At 34.5% G+C, this 16,217-nt stretch carries 14 protein-coding genes; all 14 read right to left on the bottom strand.

Annotated elements, in window-relative coordinates:
* Positions 1-10 precede the first annotated feature (10 nt).
* The 14 genes from Q0Y61_RS00400 to nhaA all read right to left on the bottom strand — a co-directional run bounded on the left by Q0Y61_RS00400 (position 11) and on the right by nhaA (position 16,210).
* Positions 11-592, bottom strand: a complete 582-nt coding sequence (locus Q0Y61_RS00400) for a hemerythrin family protein (RefSeq protein WP_297809607.1) — start codon at positions 590-592, stop codon at positions 11-13.
* A 129-nt stretch (positions 593-721) separates the two neighbouring features.
* Positions 722-1,546 (bottom strand): TIGR00282 family metallophosphoesterase, encoded by an 825-nt coding sequence (locus Q0Y61_RS00395; protein ID WP_297809605.1) that lies wholly within the window; start codon positions 1,544-1,546, stop codon positions 722-724.
* 15 nt (positions 1,547-1,561) lie between these two features.
* Positions 1,562-4,612 (bottom strand): transcription-repair coupling factor, encoded by a 3,051-nt coding sequence (gene mfd / locus Q0Y61_RS00390; RefSeq protein WP_297809603.1) that lies wholly within the window; start codon positions 4,610-4,612, stop codon positions 1,562-1,564.
* Positions 4,599-5,063, bottom strand: a complete 465-nt coding sequence (locus Q0Y61_RS00385) for a polymer-forming cytoskeletal protein (protein WP_297809601.1) — start codon at positions 5,061-5,063, stop codon at positions 4,599-4,601. The genes mfd and Q0Y61_RS00385 overlap by 14 nt, the downstream gene beginning before the upstream one ends.
* A complete protein-coding gene (locus tag Q0Y61_RS00380) occupies positions 4,982-5,917 on the bottom strand; it encodes a M23 family metallopeptidase (protein WP_297809598.1) in 936 nt (311 codons plus the stop codon). The genes Q0Y61_RS00385 and Q0Y61_RS00380 overlap by 82 nt, the downstream gene beginning before the upstream one ends.
* Before the next feature lie 2 nt (positions 5,918-5,919).
* Positions 5,920-7,182 carry a Mur ligase family protein gene (locus Q0Y61_RS00375; protein WP_297809596.1) on the bottom strand — a complete coding sequence of 421 codons (1,263 nt, stop codon included), beginning with the start codon at positions 7,180-7,182 and terminating at the stop codon, positions 5,920-5,922.
* A complete protein-coding gene (locus Q0Y61_RS00370; protein WP_297809594.1) occupies positions 7,172-8,392 on the bottom strand; it encodes a diguanylate cyclase in 1,221 nt (406 codons plus the stop codon). Before Q0Y61_RS00370 ends, Q0Y61_RS00375 begins: the two co-directional genes overlap by 11 nt.
* Entirely contained in the window at positions 8,392-8,901 is a 510-nt protein-coding gene (gene lptE / locus Q0Y61_RS00365) for an LPS assembly lipoprotein LptE (protein WP_297809591.1), read from the bottom strand. The genes Q0Y61_RS00370 and lptE overlap by 1 nt, the downstream gene beginning before the upstream one ends.
* Entirely contained in the window at positions 8,901-11,363 is a 2,463-nt protein-coding gene (gene leuS, locus Q0Y61_RS00360) for a leucine--tRNA ligase (protein ID WP_297809589.1), read from the bottom strand. Before leuS ends, lptE begins: the two co-directional genes overlap by 1 nt.
* Positions 11,364-11,371: 8 nt before the next feature.
* Positions 11,372-11,713, bottom strand: coding sequence for a DUF6394 family protein (locus Q0Y61_RS00355; RefSeq protein ID WP_297809587.1), 342 nt, complete (start codon positions 11,711-11,713; stop codon positions 11,372-11,374).
* Positions 11,713-12,684, bottom strand: coding sequence for a protein translocase subunit SecF (gene secF / locus Q0Y61_RS00350; protein WP_297809585.1), 972 nt, complete (start codon positions 12,682-12,684; stop codon positions 11,713-11,715). The genes Q0Y61_RS00355 and secF overlap by 1 nt, the downstream gene beginning before the upstream one ends.
* Positions 12,685-12,694: 10 nt before the next feature.
* Complete coding sequence (secD, locus tag Q0Y61_RS00345; RefSeq protein WP_297809583.1) at positions 12,695-14,272, bottom strand: protein translocase subunit SecD; 1,578 nt, start codon at positions 14,270-14,272, stop codon at positions 12,695-12,697.
* Positions 14,273-14,279: 7 nt separating this feature from the next.
* Entirely contained in the window at positions 14,280-14,552 is a 273-nt protein-coding gene (gene yajC, locus Q0Y61_RS00340; protein WP_297809581.1) for a preprotein translocase subunit YajC, read from the bottom strand.
* Between the two features lie 332 nt (positions 14,553-14,884).
* Positions 14,885-16,210 carry a sodium/proton antiporter NhaA gene (gene nhaA / locus Q0Y61_RS00335; protein ID WP_297809578.1) on the bottom strand — a complete coding sequence of 442 codons (1,326 nt, stop codon included), beginning with the start codon at positions 16,208-16,210 and terminating at the stop codon, positions 14,885-14,887.
* Positions 16,211-16,217: the final 7 nt, after the last annotated feature.

The following is a 16,217-nucleotide window of genomic DNA, read 5'->3' as shown; positions in this document are numbered from 1 at the left end:
CAATTATCCCTCATTGTTTTGGCAAAATGACTTGTTTGCAAACTTTGCAATTAAACACTCCACCTGCACGAATTTTCTTATCAACCTCTTCTGATACATAATGCACCTTCTGTGGGCAACCACAAATATACTCTTTTTTTCTTTCATCTAATCTTTGTTCTTCAATGTTTGGCTCTATTGGCTTTTGAGGTGGGAGGGGACAAGTGTTTCTACGGAATTTCTCTATTTGCATATCCTCTTTAATAATATGCTCCAAAAGCCAATTTTTTGCAATTTTTGCAATTTCATCTTTTAAATTATTAAGATTTTGCACTTGTGTTACCGCACTTATCATATCTCTGATGATTTCTTGGTGTCTTCCTCTATGCATTTCTAAACGAGGAAAAGAAATGGACTGCATATATGCCTCTTCATCTTTAAAATGTTCCTTAGTGTATTCAAGCAATTCGCGCAAAACCCCAATTACCTCTTCTTTGCTTGATTTTTTTTCCGTCATCATATATGCACGACCTGCAATTTCAAACAACTTTTTATGCTGCTCATCAATCTTCTCGTTATGCACACTAATTTCTTTACTCCAAGTTGGTAACATCAATAACTCCTCTTCCACAATAGCAACAATTAAAATTGACCTAATTAAATTCTACTACAAGATGACTTAATTTATTATATTATGCAATAAATGGTTTAAAGCTTTAGAATCTAAGTATTTTTAAACTTGTTATTTTTCAAACTCTGCTACAAGTGTTTTTTGCAGTAATCCCTTATCAATAGCTTTTAATTTGAAACCTTCTATACACTTCCCTCGGATAATTTCGCATACAATCATTTGAAAAATACTTGGAATTCCATTTCTTTCTGGCACACTTAAACGATTGGGCAAACCAGTTAAAAAACGTTCAATGGATTCTTTTTCTTCCATTCCAATTACACTCTCTCTTGCACCACACATTCCTATATCACTGACCCCAAAGGTTCCTTTAAAAATTTCTAAATCGTCCGTGCCTACGTGTGTATGTGTGCCACAAATCACACTCACTTGCCCCTTTAACATCATAAACATCGCGCGTTTCTCGCTAGTCGCTTCTGCGTGAAAATCTAAAACAATATTTATAATACCCTCTTGATGTAATGATTCTATTGTTTTTTTAGCACAAAGAAACGCGTTATCGCATTGTGGCATTCCAAAATGCCCCATTAAATTGAGAATAGCAAAAGATTCATTTTTAATATTTCCACGATAAATTCCACTCCCTATTACGCCTTGTGGATAATTATGCGGACGCAAAACATTAGAATTTTCAAGTGCTAAAAAAGGTAAAATATCTTTCTTGTCCCAAATATGGTTTCCCCCTGTAAAAACATCTATACCCATTTCTTGTAGTTCTTGCATACAAGCCACGCTAAGTCCAAACCCGTGACTTGCATTTTCCCCATTTGCCATTATGAAATCTAAACTATAATCTTCCCTTGCTTGGCGCAAATAATACCCCACTTGTTGTCTGCCAATTTTACCTACAATATCCCCAATCATTCCAATACGCATTAGCTTTCCTTGAATCTATCCACTTTTATTTTGTGATTTTTGTAATTTTAAATTTCCTAAATGCTCAAAAACAGCTTTCAATAAATCCTCTTCATCTTTACTTATTGCTTTGATAGTTAATTTTTCACCCTCCAAATCCACAAAAGAAATGTTTTGCTGATAATTCAAAATACTTGCGATTCCATAATTTCTTGCGATAATTTTAATACGAATTAGTTCTAAAAATTGTTTTGTATAAAGGTCTAAGCGTCCAAACCTTTCTTCAATCTCTCCCTCAATCAAAAAAACTGCATTTTCTTCTTCACACTTAGAAAGTCTCCGATAAATCTCTAAACGCAAACGTTCAGATTCTATTAATTCAGGATTTAAAAATGCTGTAACACTAAGCTTCACATCTACATTATTCCGCTTCTGTTGCACATCTCCACTTAAAGTAAATATAGCTTCTTCAAGAAGCCGCAGATATAAGGAATAACCTATATTCTTAATATGTCCGCTTTGCGCCTCACCAACTAGATTTCCTCCACCACGAATCTCTAAATCGTGATAAGCAAGTGCTCCTCCACTCCCTAGAAAAGAATTTTTTTCTAATGCTAAAAGACGTTTTTTTGCATCTTTTGTGATAACATTGAAATCCTCTATCAAAAGATAACAAAATCCTTCTTTATTGCCTCTCCCTACACGTCCTCGTAATTGATGCAAATCTGCAATTCCAAAACAATCTGCATTACTTACTAAAATTGTGTTGGCATTGGGCAGGTGAATTCCTGATTCTACAATACTTGTGCAAAGCAAGAGATGATAAGCACCTTTTGCAAAGTCCATTATAATATCTTCTGCTTCTTGTGAAGGAATTTGTGAATGCAAAATCGCTATCTTTAATTGTGGCAATAAGTTTAAAATTTCTTTCTTTTTTTGTTGAATGGAAACAATATTGTTATGGATATAAAATACCTGCCCACCTCTACGAACCTCACGCAATATGACTTCTTTCAATAAAGTTTCATCATAAGTTTTAACAAAAGTGCGCGTGGGCAATCGCTCACTAGGAGGAATTTTTAATTCACTTAAACCCTTAATACGAGAAAGTGCCATATTAAGCGTTCTTGGAATCGGGGTTGCTGACATCGAAAGCAAATGAATATTTTGGCTTAAATCCTTAATCCTCTCCTTTTGCTTCACGCCAAATTTATGCTCCTCATCTACAATCATAAGAGCCAAGTTTTTAAACTCTACATTTAAAAGTGCGTGTGTGCCAACGATTACATTTAAACTACCATTTTTGAGATTTGCTAAAATTACCTTTTTTTCTTTCGCACTTATATAGCGGTCTAAACGTGCTAATTTCAATCCAAAAGAGGCAAAACGTTCTTTTAAAGTGTTAAAATGCTGATAAGCTAACAAAGTAGTCGGAGCAATCATTGCAGATTGGTAACCATTTAAAAATGCTACAAACATCGCATTCATTGCTACTTCTGTCTTACCAAATCCTACATCTCCACTAAGTAATCTATCCATTACACGGCCACAACTTAAATCTTTAAAAATCTCTGCAATAGCTTGTTGTTGGTCTTGTGTATAATAAAACCCACTTTGATTTTGAAAAATTAAAATCTCCTCCTTTGTTACATCAAAAATCACTCCATCTAACAATTCACGTTTTGCGGCTAATGCGATAATTGCATTAGCAATTACAAAAAGTTTTTCCCTGACTTTTTCTTTGAGTTTTGCAAAAGAGCCTTTGCCTAAGCGGTCTAGTAACGGAATCCCGCCACTATTAGCAATATAGCGGTCAATTCTATCTAAGTTTTCAACCGGCAAAAGCAATTTATCTTCCCCAAGATATTGTAACTCAATAAAATCACGCACTCCCCCAAAAATATTAGTTTGCACGATTCCATTAAAAATTGCGATTCCATAATCACAATGCACAACATAATCCCCCACATTTAATTCGTCTAATAAAATTTTAACCTTTGTAGATTTTTTTCGCTTTTGGGGTGTATTAAGGGACAAAATAAGTTCATCTCTACCTAAAATATTCAACGAAACCTCTAAACCTAATACAAATTTAAATTGCATATCATTTAAAGAAATCTCTGCTCGTCGCACTTGTGCTTCTGTCTTGGCAATGATTGTGATTTGTTTATTTTTATGAAATTCCAAAAAGTTTTTTAAACTATTAAAATTGTATTCAAAATCTTGATATTCTTCACTTCTATCAATTACATTTCCGTTTAAGATTCTTTGCAAACTTTGCTCATTATGCTCTCTAAACCCTAAAACTTCCTTTGCCAATTCCTTCACATTCGGCAACAATATAAAAGGATAAGTTTGCAAAAAATCTTGTGAAGCATTAATTCTATCTAAATACCAAAATCCAAAACTTGCCAAGCTATTATTAGAAATATCATCTAAAATTAAAGGTTGATTCTCTGAAATTGTTTCGTGTAAGATAGCATAGGATTTTGCATTTAAATTAAAAAATGCGGGTGGAATCTCAAGAGATTGTAACTCTTCTTTGACACAAAGCTGACTTTGAATATCAAAAATACGAATACTCTCCACCTCCTCACCAAAAAGTGTGATACGATAAGGTTGTGTGGCAAAAATATCAATAATATCTCCTCTAATAGAGACTTCTCCACTTAGCTCTACTAAATCTACAAACTCATATCCTAAATAAAACAGGGTTTCTTTAAATTCTTTCAATTCAAAAGTAGCACCAATTTGCAAAGAAACACCTTGTAGAGATTCTGCATTAGGCAAAGAATGAAGTAAGGTAGAAAGAGGACTAAAAAGGATTTTTGCACCTTTAGAAGCATAAAATTTTCTAAGTATAGTAAAAATTTCGCTTAATTCTTCTTGAAAGCTACGCAAATCCTCACCAAAAACTGCACGAAAATCCGGTAACACAAATGTATCAAATCCCAAAAATTGCGCAACATCACACGCACTTAGTGCGCTCTGTTTATCTTCACTTACGATAATTAAACCATTTTTAAAATGGGAATTAAACTCTCTTTTATATTCTTTTAAATAAGCATAAACGCTACTTTGAATCACCGCCATCCTCTGATTTCTTCAAGCCAAATGGGGTAACCTTTGATTTCTCTAAATTCATTTTGCTGACTTTATCAAATCCATTCGTGTATTCATTATTTCTATGCACAACACTTTGTCCAACAAATTCTCCTGTTTTCTCAATAATCAACTCTCTTGCAGTGATGCTCCCATCAATTCTTCCTTGTGGTAGAATCTCTACGATATTACACTCACAATCCCCCATTAACTTTCCACTAACTACTAAGTGTTCAGAATTTATTTTACCATTGACACTACCATTTTTTCCAATTGCAACATTAGTTTTCGCTACAATATTACCCTCTAAACTTCCATCAATATGCAAATTACACTCACTGACTACATCACCCTTTATTTTTGTTCCTTGCGCAATAATACTGGTGTTTCCTGAATTTCCGCTAAGCTGTTTATCATTGTTAGCAAAGATTGCCATTTTATGTTTTTCTCCTTTTCAAAAATTTGCGTATAATCCCTCATCGTCCATTCCATAAATGATCGGGGATTAAGGTCGCGACCCAAATAACGAATCTCATAATGCAAATGAGGTCCAGTGCTTCTGCCACTATTGCCAGAATATGCGATGAGTTGCCCACGTCGCACGAAATCTCCTTTATTCACAACAATTTTACTCAAATGAGCATAAAATGTCTTGAATCCAAAAGAATGTTCTAATTTTACCATAATTCCATAGCCACCATTATAACCACTATTGCTAAAATCAGCTACACCATCTGCAGGCGCATAAATAGGTGTGCCACTTGGAACGCCAAAATCCATACCATTATGTGGCTGTGTGCGACGCAATACAGGATTTACACGCGTTCCCCACTCTGAAGTTACACGATAATTTCCTCGTAATGGAGCGCCATTTGGGATTAATTGCATCACGAATGCCTTTTGTGCTCCTGTTATCCTCGCCAAATCAACTCGCTCAATCAGGCTAAAATCCTGTGGCGTATCAATCGTTTGGTCGCTTAAACCCACAATACCTTCTAAATCTTCAATTCTATCAGAGACTTTAACCAACTCTTCTGTTTTTTCATCTACCAAAGCACGTAATTGCTCATTTTTTTCATTAATTTTTAGATATTCCTGCTGCATTAAATCTCGTTTTGTTTCAATCTGCTTTACTTCTTTTAGAAGTAATTTAATGGAAATAAAACTAAAGAAAAATATCACTACAATTAATAAAATCACATATAAAACAATTTGCTTCATATATTGATGAATATTGTATTGTTTAGAACCATTCACATCTGTGATAGTAACTACAAAGCGATTCTTCACACTTATTTTCCTATCCAAATAATTTTGTTATCTAAAAAATGTGTTAAAAACTCTGCTACAACACTAAAGCTACCACATACTAAATAATTTTCTTGTGGATTAACCCTCTTAAAGTCTTTAAATTCTATGTTTAACTCCTGTAAAATTTGTTCTAATTGTGCCTTTTCCATAATACGTGCGTTGCTAATTTCTAATATCTCTACACGCTTAATAATAGGTAAGAATATCGATAACACTGCACGAGGATTTTTATCAGAGTAGGAATTATAGACTAAAACACATTTATTTTGACTAAAATCCTCATTTTTTAGTTGTTTTACAAGGACTTGTGCAGCATTGACATTATGTGCAACATCTAAATAAATATTTGATGATAATCTTTGCATACGCCCTTGTAAATCTAATGGAGGTAAGGATTCCAATAAAGAATTTAATGAAAACTCTTTTAAAATCTTATGGAGTGATTCTTGTTCTTTTTCTAAAATTTCTTTTAAAACCAACAAGCCATTATAAGCTAAGGCTAGATTCTGTGCTTGATAATTTGGATAATTTTTCATTTTTATAAATTGGGTAATTTGAAATGGAATCTCCTCTAAAATCTTTAATTGCGTATTTTTTTCTTTAGCAATTTCTTTAGCAATTCTTACTATTTTATCCACATCTTTATCACTTTGAAATCCTAAAATGGCTCTTTTTGACATAGCATTCAATTTAGTGGTTGCAATTTGTTCTAAAGTATCTCCCAAAAACTCTTGATGGTCTAAACCAATGCTAGTAAAAAGTGATAATTCTGCTTGCACGCAAGTTGTTGTAGAGTCAAATTCCCCCCCAAGCCCTGCTTCAAGAACCAAAACTTCACAATCACTAAAGACGCTAAAAGCTAAAAAAGTTAAAACCTCAAAATAACTTGCTTGCTCTAGTTGCGATTCTGCAATAGAATCTAAAGCCAAAAAAGCCTCGTTTAAAGCCTCTCTTGAAAGATTTGCACCATTTTTCCAAAAACGCTCACTAAGACAAAGTAAATGAGGGGAACTAAAATGCCCAACCTTAATACCCAACTTATAGAGCATTAAACTTAGAAATCTCCCTGTACTTCCTTTACCATTTGTGCCAATGATTTGAATAATTTTTTGTGTAGAAGAATGCGGAATCTTTAATTGTTTGAAAATCTTTGGTGCGCGCATAGGGTCAAAAGGCATATACTCTAACCCTTTTTCATCTAAAAATCGTTCTAATTGTGTTTCATTATGCATATTAAGATTCATAATTAATAATTCCTTTGGAGTCTTTGTGCTTGCTAAATTCCTCTAAACTAACCTTGAGCATATTTTCTAAACTTTCAGACTCTACTCTATGGGAAACTTGTGCGCTTAGAGAAATATTAATACGTGTTTGCTGAAACATAAAAATACTTTGACTAACAATAGAATCTAAGTTGCGAATAAATTGTATGGCTTCTTCTCTTTCGCGTTCTAATAAACAAGCCAAAAACTCCTCTTCGCTGTAATATGCAATCAAATCACTTTCATTGCTATATTGCTTAAGTAATCGCCCTAAAGTCGCTAATACTCTTTTAGCCGCTTCTAATCCAAAGTGTCCTTTGATTTTATCATAGGCAGAGATTCCAAAAACAATGACAGAATAGTTTTTATGATGATTTTGAAATTGCAATTCTGCAAACTCTAACACCTCTTCCATACCTTGCCGACTTACAAGTGTTGTCATCGCATCAATGGGCAAAGAAGAGGCTTGATGGTATTTCAAAGGTGCGGAAACTTTAGGTTTAGGCTTATGGGTCGCTTTAGATGGATTGACTTGTGGAGATTCTTTTGTATCTTGCGTTATTTTAGTAAATTGCTCTTTTAAAATACTTTCTAACTTATTCAGAAGATTAATCTTTACTTCTTTACTAGATTTAGTTTTTAATATATTACGTGCTTCTTGTTGCCACTGACAAAAAGACGAACTTGAAATCTTAAAACCACTCAAAATCTCTAACCCTTTCGCTAAATCTATGAAATCTAATTCTGTGATTCCTTTTATCTGTTCTGCCCAACGCTCACGCCACATTTGTATAGATTTGGCATTCAACTTATCAATTTCTAATAATTGCCCCTTAGCAAGCATACTGATTTCTTTATGAGGGTGGGTTGCAAGTAAGCGTAAAAGCAATTTTACAATCTCTAATTGGGTAGAAAAGTTTCTTTTGTAGAAAAAAAGGTGATTGATAGAATGAACTAAAGCAGCAATCAATTCATTTTTATTCTTAAATTTACGATTAAATAAGCTTTCTTTAATTTCTTTATCTAGCATTTCAAGGATTTTTTCTATACTAAAATCTACCTCGCCCACATTGACACCTATTTTTTTTGCCTGTGCATAGAAAGCCTCTGCATAAAACTCTGGGGTTGGCTCTTTGCCTTCCTTTAACAATTCTTTTAACGCTTCTCTAGCAATAATTTGAGCATTTTGCATTATTGCACATCAATTCCCACTTGCGAAATAAAACCATCAATAGCTTGCAAAACGGCTTTATTAATCGCTTCAAGACGGACAGAATCTGTAATAATAGAAGTATTATTTAGGGCAAAATTATGATAACCTCTTTTAGAAAATACACGTGTTGTTTGAGTTAAAAGATTTGTATATCTAAACTCTACACTTGCTACACAACGATAAAAGGTCGCAAATCCAGTGCGATTCTCTGCTAAAGCATTAAAACTTATACTATGCAACTGCACCTCAATCATAGAAGTTGCTTCCTCCTTGCTAGACACATTGGTATGCAAACGTTCAAAAATCACTCTAGTAATTTCATCTTTCAAAGCAATGCTATTTTGTGGGTCACGTGGATTAATTTTCACCTCTACAAATACCTTATCACCAACTGCTTCTTGTGCTTTATGCGCAATAGGTTGATACCCACACGCACTAAGCATTATAAAAATCATAATGCAAAAAGTATTCTTTAAAAGATTCGTCATTATTTCACCACAAAATTAATCAATTTGTTAGGAACAATGATTTCTTTTATAATAGCTTTATTTTCTATCCACTTAGAAACTTCTGCTTTAGCAGTCTCTAAAATCTCATTCTCCTTATTATTTATCTTTACTTTGATTTCTCCACGCCGTTTGCCATTAATCGTAATTGCCATCATAATAGAATCTTCTTTGAGTGCCTCTTCATCTAGTTTGATATCCTTGAAATTTTCCAAATTAAAATATTCTTGGCTCAATTCCCAGCAAATATGAGGAATAATTGGCTCTAAAATATTTAAAAGTATAAAATACCCTTCACTCCAAATCTCTGGATTTTCTTGCTCACTTAAAGCATTTAATGCTTCCATACACGCCGCAATTAAAGTGTTAAAAGTATAACCATTTTCGTGGCAAAAAGTTTCTTGATATTTCTTTAAAGATTCATAAACTTTTTTACGAGCATATTTTTCTTTTTCATTTAAATTTTGGGATTCTATTTTAGGCAAACTTTGAGTTTTTCGGATTTTTTCAGTCTTCGTACAAAGTCGCTTAATGAAGCGATAAGAACCCTCTACTGCAGAGTCATTCCATTCTAACTCCCGCACAGGTGGAGCAGCAAACAGAATAAATAATCGTGCGGTATCTGCACCATATTGTGCAATAATTTCTTCAGGATCTACAACATTCCCTTTAGATTTACTCATTTTTGCCCCATCTTTTGTTACCATACCTTGTGTTAAGAGATGAGAAAAAGGTTCATTAGAATCCGTATAACCTAACGAATGCAAAACTTTAGTAAAAAACCGCGAATAAAGCAGATGCAAAATTGCGTGTTCAATTCCTCCAATATACTCATCTACATTCATCCAATAACGTTCATCTACTTTACTTAGGATTTCATTTTCACGCAATTCTTTTGGAGTTGTATAACGCAAAAAATACCAACTAGATTCTACAAAAGTATCTAATGTATCAGTTTCTCTAATGGCATTTTTACCACATTTTGGACAAGCGCAATGCTTCCAATAAGGGTGTTTATCTAGTGGATTCCCCTCTCCATCAATCACGACATCTTCAGGCAATGCCACAGGTAGTTTTTCTAAAGATTCTGGCACAATTCCGCATTTTTCACAATGAATAAGAGGAATTGGCGTTCCCCAATAGCGTTGCCTCGAAACACCCCAATCCCGCAATTTAAAATTTACTACAGCTTTACCTAATTGATTCTTTTCGAAATATTCTATAATTTTTACTTTGGCTTCTTCGCTCTCTAAACCATTGTATTCTTCCGAATGAATCAAAATTCCACTCTCGCAATAAAACCCTTGAGATTCTACATTAGAATCTTTTGGCATAATCACAGGAATAATTGGCAAATGATATTTTTTAGCAAACGCATAATCTCTCTCATCGTGTGCAGGCACACTCATCACCGCACCACTTCCATAGCTCATTAAAACAAAATTTGCCATCCATAAAGGAATCTTAGCTTTTGTTAATGGATGTATTACAGATATTCCAAGCGGTATGCCCTCCTTGTCTTGTTGAGCGCGCTCCCTTTCACTTGCATTCTGTATTGCTAGAATTTGTGCTTTTTGCTCCTTTGTGATGCCATAAGATTTTGCATTTTCCAAAATAACTTTAACAAGCGGATGTTCTGGAGCTAATGCACAATAACTTACACCAAAGATTGTATCTGGGCGTGTGGTAAATACTTCTATGGATTCTATGACACCTTGTTCAGATTCTATCTTTTTCTCTAATGAAAAGGCAAATCTTAAACCCTGCGATTTTCCAATCCAATTTCTCTGCATTGTTAGCACTTGATGAGACCATTTACCCTCTAATATATCCAAATCCTCTAACAATTCTTGTGCATAATCTGTGATTTTAATGTAATACTGATACATTTCTTTTTGCACCACAGGAGTATCGCAACGCCAACATTTCCCCTCAATCACTTGCTCATTTGCAAGCACAGTTTGATCTTTTGGACACCAATTTAAAAAACCTTTTTTACGATAAATCAAGCCTTTTTTCCACATTGCAATAAATAATGATTGTTCCCACTTAGAATAAATAGGATCACAAGTTGCAAGCTCACGCGTTTTAGAAAATGAAAAGCCCAAACTATAAAGCTGACGCTTCATATTTTCGATATTAGAATAAGTCCATACTTTAGGGTGAGTTTTGTGCTTAATCGCAGCATTTTCTGCAGGCATTCCAAAAGCGTCCCAACCGATAGGATGTAGCACATTAAAGCCCTCTTTGCGAAATTTTCTAGCAATCGCATCACTAATGCAGTAATTGCGCACGTGTCCCATATGAATGTTACCACTCGGATAAGGAAACATGCTTAAAATATATTTTTTGGGTAATGTTCTATCAGGTTGTGGTTCATAGGCATTGTTTTCTTCCCAAAAACTTTGCCATTTTTTCTCAATTACTTTTGCATTATACTCCACATTAGCTCCTAATTATAATCATTGTAACTTTTAATACTCTCAATCGCTACAAAAATAATGGACACAATGTTTGCTACCACTGCACCAAGAGCAAGAGCAACAGCAATACTCATATTATCAAAGACTTGCATATAAATAAAAGAAGGGATTAAATGCAAATCTGCTACCAACGAAGCAGCCATAAGTTCTGCGGACATATAACTTCGCACACCAACTTTTAAAATTGTGGATAAAATATTTACTCCTCCTGCAATAAAAAGCATAACCAAGCTTTGGTCATATAAAAACCCTATCGTAGAAGTCAAACTCATCAAGATAAAAAATATAAAAATAACTTTACCCCAATCCATTACACTCTTCCTTTCTCATACATTTCACGCAATTTCTTTTTTTCTAATGCCTTACGCTCTATTTCCGCAACTTTTTGATGATATTTCTTCAAATCAAATTTAAACAAAATCACCAATCTACTCGCAACAAAAATCGAACTATAACTACCTACAATAGAACCTACAAGCATTGGCAAACTAAACCCTTTAATAATTTCTCCTCCAAAGAGATAAAGTGTAAAAACAGAAAAAAACATTGTCAATGAAGTAAGAATTGTGCGGGAAAGTGTTGCAGAAAGTGCCTCATTAATGACATTTTCCAATTTATCATTCACGCGCAAACCAATCGTCTCACGGATTCTATCAAAAATAATAATGGTATCGTTAATAGAATAACCAATCAATGTTAAAAGCGCTGCAATGACCTCCAAATTTAAATCAATATCAAACAAAATAACTGCGCCAGCAGAAATAACTACATCATGCACTAATGCCAAAATAGCTGCTAATGCAAAACGCCATTCATAGCGATAAGAAACATAGAGCATAATACTAACTAAAGCTAAAGCTAAAGCTAAAGCACCTTTTTCTTGTAATTCACTTCCTACTTTTGGACCAACAATATCCACACGCCGAATACTTATCTCTCCTGTGCCTTTTAAGACTTCTGCAACTTCTTCGCCAATATTTTGCTCTACACTTGAAGTGGCGGTAGGAAGCTTGATTAAAATTTCCTCTGGTGAGCCAAACTCACTCACTTGCACACCTTTATAGGATTCTATCTGCTCTAGCTTCGCCCTAATTTTTGCTAAGGGTGCTGGCGCATTATACTGCAACTGAATCAGTGTTCCACCTGCAAAATCTACACCGAGTGTAAAGCTTGGCTTAATAAATAAAATCAAAGATACTATAAATAAAATCAAAGAAAATAAGATTCCATAGTTTGACATTTTTACAAAATCATAAATTCTATTATGTTTAAAAAAATCCATTCCCTATTCCTTACTTACTTCTTTCTTTATAACCAAACCACAAAGCATAATTGCCAGATTTAATAATATGATTTTGTAAAGCTCTAAAGACTCCGTGTGTCCCTATGATTGCTGTAATAATTGAAGCTAAGATTCCAATTGTCATTGTAATTGCAAACCCCTTAATTGCACCTGTTCCACACATATAAAGCAAGATTGCAGCAATCAATGAAGTTAAATTAGAATCAAAAATAGCCCTTGAAGCATTAACATATCCATTTTCCATAGATTTAATGAAATTCTCTTTTGCGCGGAATCCCTCACGGATTCTCTCATTAATAATGACATTAGCATCTACTGCCATACCAACAGTTAAAATAATCCCTGCCATACCGGGTAATGTCAAGGTTGCTCCAAAAAGTGCCATTACTGCAACGACTAACAAAATATTTACTACCATAGCAAGATTGGCGATAACGCCTGCGATTCCATAATAAAATGTCATAAATCCTACCACTAGCACTGCACCTGTAATTAATGCGATTAAAGAAGCTTTGATACTATCTGCTCCTAAAGAGGGACCCACACTACGTTTCTCTAGTAAAGTAATAGGTGCAGGCAATGCTCCACTTCTAAGAGCAATTGCTATATCACTTGCCTCTTGCACGCTAAATCCACCACTAATTTGTCCGCTACCTCCGCCAATTCTTTCGCGAATTACTGGAGCAGAATAAACTTTACCGTCTAGGACAACTGCCATACGATTCCCAACATTTTTCCCAGAGAAATCACCAAAAATCTTACCCCCTTGTGTATTAAGCGTAAAGTTAATAATCGGTTGTCCATTTTGATCATAAGCTGCTCTTGCATCTGTGAGCATTGCCCCATCTAAAATTGGAATCGCTTTTAATAATATCTTTTGCTCAGGATTATTCATAAAGGGTAAAATCACATCACCATAGGATTCTGCCTCTAAGTCTGTCATACTAGAAACTCTAGCGTTGCGTGCTTCATCTACTGCCATCATTTGCAAATGCCCACCTTTAGAGATTAACTCCAAAGCCCTCTGTTCTTCTTCTTGCGTTTTAATGCCAGGTAGTTGCACCAAAATTGAATCATCTCCTTGTTTTGTTACACTTGGTTCAGAGAGTCCAAATTGATCTAAACGATTACGAATATTTCCAATTGCTTGTTCAATTGCAAAACTCTCTATATTCACAATTTCAGATTCTGTCAAAGAAAGAGTGTAATGCAAGTTATTTTCTACTACTTCTAAACCCGAAATTTCTTTTAGATATTCCTCTATTTTAGATTTTTCATTAGCATCTAATAATTCAAAACTTATATTTTCATTTTGCACACTTAGCCCATCTAATAAAATCTGCTCCTCTAGTGCATAATAATTAATTTGCGAAGCAAGAGAAGAATAGCGCGTTTTAATAGCCTCTTGGGTTTTAACACCTAAGAGTAAATTTAATCCTCCTTGCAAATCAAGTCCTAAAATGATTTTAGGTCCTTGCGTTTGAAAAAAAGAAGGAATGGAAAGAATAACCCCAAAAATAATTGCAAGGATAAAAAAGAATAATTTTGAATTAAAAGGTTTTTTCATAATTTAACTATTGCTCAAACTTTCTAGCAACATAATCTTTGGCAAGTTTTACTATCGTATCATCGTTTAAACGCACCATAAAAAATTCCTCTTCGCGCTTAACAATCTCTACAATCAAGCCACCACTTGTTACAACTTTATCTCCTTTATCTAACGCCGCAATCATTTCTCTATGCTTCTTTGCTTGTGTTTGTTGTGGGCGAATAATTAAAAGATAAAAAATCGCAATTAAAACAACAAGTGGCAAGAGTTGCGTAAGTGTATTTCCAATATTTTCCATATTATGCCTTTTAACTTTGTAAAATAAATGCGGATTTTAGCAGAGCTTTACTAATTAAATCTTTAAGTTAAATTTTGGTTTGTATCAAATCTTTTGTGCGTTGTGTGAAAATCCTAGCAAACTCTCTGCAATCTAAGCCAAAATGTTTTTCTCTTCCTCTCTTCAAAGTGCTTTAGGATAAAGGACTTTCAATACGCAATAAGTAGAAAAACAAACCATTTCATCGCCAATTCCTCCACGCATTACATTTCCAAAAATAACAATATTAAATTGATTGTTCTTGATGAAATATAGGAATTTTTACAAGAGAGCCTGTTAGCTCATCTTGTATATTAATGATGTGTGATTTTATCCCGAACAAGGAAAAAGATACTACCTAGAATCCCTGCAGTTAAAGAAGCAATCAAAATAGAAATTTTTGCTACATCTGTTGCAACTAGAGCGTGTTCCCCACTAAATGCAAGATTTGTAACAAACATTGACATTGTGAAGCCAATACCCCCCAAAGCTCCAGCACCAAAAATCTCAACCCAAGAGACACCATTTGGACGTGCAGCAATTCCAAGCTTTTCTGCAAAGAAAGTAAAGGCAAAAATTCCAACTGGCTTACCAATCACAAGTCCAAGTAGAATCCCTAAAAACACGTGGTCTATATTAAAATCAATATTAGAACCAATCGTAACTCCAGCGTTGGCAAAAGCAAAAATCGGCATAATCAGATAATTGCTATAAGGAGCAAGTGAATGCTCTAAACGTAAAAGTGGATTTTGCACTGCTTTTTTCTCTTGACTCAAGTGATGCAATGCTTCTACCTGCTCATTTTGAAGCAAGATTCCGTCTTTTTTAGTTTCTGCTTCTTGAAAATGGCTTACAATTGTTTTTAATTTCTCCATAAAAGAAAGTGTATCAATTTTTGGTGCAACAGGAATCGTAAAGGCAAGCATAACCGCGGCAATTGTTGCATGCACTCCACAATTATGCACTGCAATCCATAAAAGTACACCCAAAACCATATAAGGCTTCAAAGATTTAACCCCCATCTTGTTTAACGCTATAAGCACTACAATAATTCCTGCAGAAACAGCCAACCATTCAAAAGAAATCCCAGTAGAATAAAATAATGCAATCACAATAATTGCACCCAAATCATCAGCAACGGCTAAAGACACCAAGAAGACTTTTACAGAAATAGAAACGCGTTTCCCTAAAGTAGAAAGCACCCCTAGTGCAAATGCAATGTCTGTTGCCATTGGGATTCCAAAACCTGTCTCTGAAGGTGTTCCTGCATTTAAAGAATAATAAATAATCCCCGGACCAATCATTCCGCCCAATGCTGCGATAATTGGTAAAGCAGCGCGTTTAAAACCCGCTAACTCTCCAAAAAGCACTTCACGTTTGATTTCCAACCCAACAACCAAAAAGAAAAATGCCATTAAAACATCATTAATCCAATGTTCCAAACTCATTCCAATAAAGACACCATCAACACTAAAACCGAATTTTGCTTTCCAAAGCTGCGCATACGCTTCACCTAAGGGTGAATTTGCCACAATCATTGCCAAAACAGCACAACAAAGCAGTAAGACACCTGCAAACGATTCACTTTGTGTAATTTTACTAAGAGTTGCTAAAAACCCTTTCTTACTTTCTGATTCCATACTTCCC

The organism is uncultured Helicobacter sp. (assembly GCF_947367035.1).
GTDB lineage: Bacteria > Campylobacterota > Campylobacteria > Campylobacterales > Helicobacteraceae > Helicobacter_D.
This window is presented reverse-complemented; position numbering and strand designations above follow the sequence as displayed.

Coding starts and splice junctions, on each gene's coding strand:
- Q0Y61_RS00400 (WP_297809607.1), bottom strand. CDS start 592: ATGTTACCAACTTGGAGTAAAGAAATTAGTGTGCATAACGAGAAGATT.
- Q0Y61_RS00395 (WP_297809605.1), bottom strand. CDS start 1,546: ATGCGTATTGGAATGATTGGGGATATTGTAGGTAAAATTGGCAGACAA.
- Q0Y61_RS00385 (WP_297809601.1), bottom strand. CDS start 5,063: ATGGCAATCTTTGCTAACAATGATAAACAGCTTAGCGGAAATTCAGGA.
- Q0Y61_RS00375 (WP_297809596.1), bottom strand. CDS start 7,182: ATGAATCTTAATATGCATAATGAAACACAATTAGAACGATTTTTAGAT.
- Q0Y61_RS00370 (WP_297809594.1), bottom strand. CDS start 8,392: ATGCAAAATGCTCAAATTATTGCTAGAGAAGCGTTAAAAGAATTGTTA.
- lptE (WP_297809591.1), bottom strand. CDS start 8,901: ATGACGAATCTTTTAAAGAATACTTTTTGCATTATGATTTTTATAATG.
- Q0Y61_RS00355 (WP_297809587.1), bottom strand. CDS start 11,713: ATGGATTGGGGTAAAGTTATTTTTATATTTTTTATCTTGATGAGTTTG.
- secF (WP_297809585.1), bottom strand. CDS start 12,684: ATGGATTTTTTTAAACATAATAGAATTTATGATTTTGTAAAAATGTCA.
- secD (WP_297809583.1), bottom strand. CDS start 14,272: ATGAAAAAACCTTTTAATTCAAAATTATTCTTTTTTATCCTTGCAATT.
- yajC (WP_297809581.1), bottom strand. CDS start 14,552: ATGGAAAATATTGGAAATACACTTACGCAACTCTTGCCACTTGTTGTT.
- nhaA (WP_297809578.1), bottom strand. CDS start 16,210: ATGGAATCAGAAAGTAAGAAAGGGTTTTTAGCAACTCTTAGTAAAATT.